The 1956-nt window shown below is 46.0% G+C and carries 1 protein-coding gene; it reads right to left on the reverse strand.

Going from position 1 to position 1956, the window contains the following annotated elements:
• Nucleotides 1-1956 (reverse strand): hypothetical protein (locus PHS46_08140; protein MDD3906470.1); only part of this gene is annotated, 1956 nt, incomplete at both ends.

Here is a 1956-nt window from a genome sequence, read left to right on the forward strand (position 1 = left end):
CGGTGGTATCGGTCTCGGTGGTGGTTAGCCCGTCGTCAACGGTCGTGGTCGTCATCCTCAATATCTGGCCTAAGGAGTTATAACTGCTTATGGTAGTTGTTACGGTATAAGTATTGTTAAGCGCTTTGACCCACGTTACGTTAGTGCCAAAATTTTCAATATCGTAAAATGTAAAAATACCTTGCGCGTCGATACCCTTTATAAGTTTAATCTTATAACTATCATACTTGTAAACCATGTAATAACCCGCGGCAAGCCCTTCGGGCATTTCGGCGGCATCTAAATATATCCAGTCATACGTGCTCAGACCATGGATTGGAATAATTAAGGTGTTGTCTCCGAGAGATATACTCCGAACCCGAGCCACACTCTCTCCCTCTTTTCCGAACTCATTTACGCATATACTACTATATGTGAGACGGCCTTTCGTATCATAACCCCTATACGCGACATCTGTTTCGATGGTAGTAAGCCCATCGTCTACGGTCACAGTCGTCATTCTAAGTACCTGGCCGAGGGTATTGTAGTTTGCTATGGTTGTCTCGGTCGTATAGGTGTGATTTAAGACGGTTCCCGTAGAATCCTGCTCGGCGATGCTGGTATTGGAATATGTAAGACGGCCCGACGTATCATATTTTCTGTCGGCGGTGTCGACCGTGGTGGTGGTGAGACCATCATTTATCGTAACTTGAGTCATTTGTAAAACCTGGCCGAAGGTGTTATAGCCGGTTATGTTTGTTGTTGTCGTGTAAATATTGCATTCAAGTGTCGCGGCCCATGTCACACCGACGCCTTTAGTTTCTATGTCATAGAATTTAATAATATCGTTAGCATCAATACTCTCTATGAGCTTGATCGCATTTTCACTATATTTGTAAACCATGTAATAACCCGCGGTAAGTCCTTCGGGCAATACGTCTGCATCCAAATATATCCAGTCATACGTGCTCAGCCCATGCTTTACAATAAATATAGTATTGGCGCTAGGATCCACCATCCTGACATAGGTTACGCTACCTCCTTTTAGTGAAACTTCACTTATTCTTATACTGCTATAAGTAAGACGGCCTTGCGTGTCGTAAACCCTATCAGCAATATCTGCTTCGATTGTTCTGAGATCGCCATCTAACGTTGTGGTCGTCATGCGGGTAGCCTGCCCCTTCGCGTTGTATTTTTCGATAGTTGTCGTAACGGTATAAGAATGGTCTATGGCTACGGACGCGCCTGAGACATTTACCTCGTGGATGTCTTCCGTCTTTGCCGCAAGCCGGCCATAAAGGTCGTATGAGATAACCACTGTGGAGTGGATCTGTTTATCCGCGGCGTCGCTTGTTGCGAGAACTTCCGTATAGCCGGTGAGTTGTCCGAGCGAATCGTAGGTCATGTTCGTGCGGGTAATGTCGGTGGCGAGAGACAACGCTCCGTCTACAACGCCTGATGTGATACTTTCCTCGACAGAGTGGCTCGTCATGGTGGTATACCTATTCTTATTGTCATATGATCCGAGAGTAACGACAGATTCTGTCCTTGATGCAACAGCACCATCTACATATTCATCGATGACTTCGGAATACCCCATGATCCTGCCGCGGGAATCAAATGAGGTATTATGCCTGTAGCCTGAGCTTGTAAGCGTAAGCACTCCTGAAATATCCGCATATTCGTTCGTTACCTCGTATAGTGCCGTACCCCAAATATTAAAATACTGCGTAGCGCCGCTTATCTTGTCGGAAACGCTACTCTGTGTCATATCGGTCGTTATACGAGAGAGTATAATAAGGCTTGCTTCATCTGGTTTTTCATAACTAATGAGGCTATCGCGATCATTCGCTACATAAGTAACCTCATCGCTGTATGCAACAAAGCCGTGGTATTCATAGGCGTAAGTGCCGGATACTTCCTGCGTCCAGACGAATTGGCCGGACGAGCCCTGGCTGGGATCCCAAGCATAGCTAT

The organism is Candidatus Omnitrophota bacterium (assembly GCA_028699255.1).
Lineage (GTDB): Bacteria > Omnitrophota > Gorgyraeia > 2-01-FULL-45-10 > 2-01-FULL-45-10 > FEN-1322.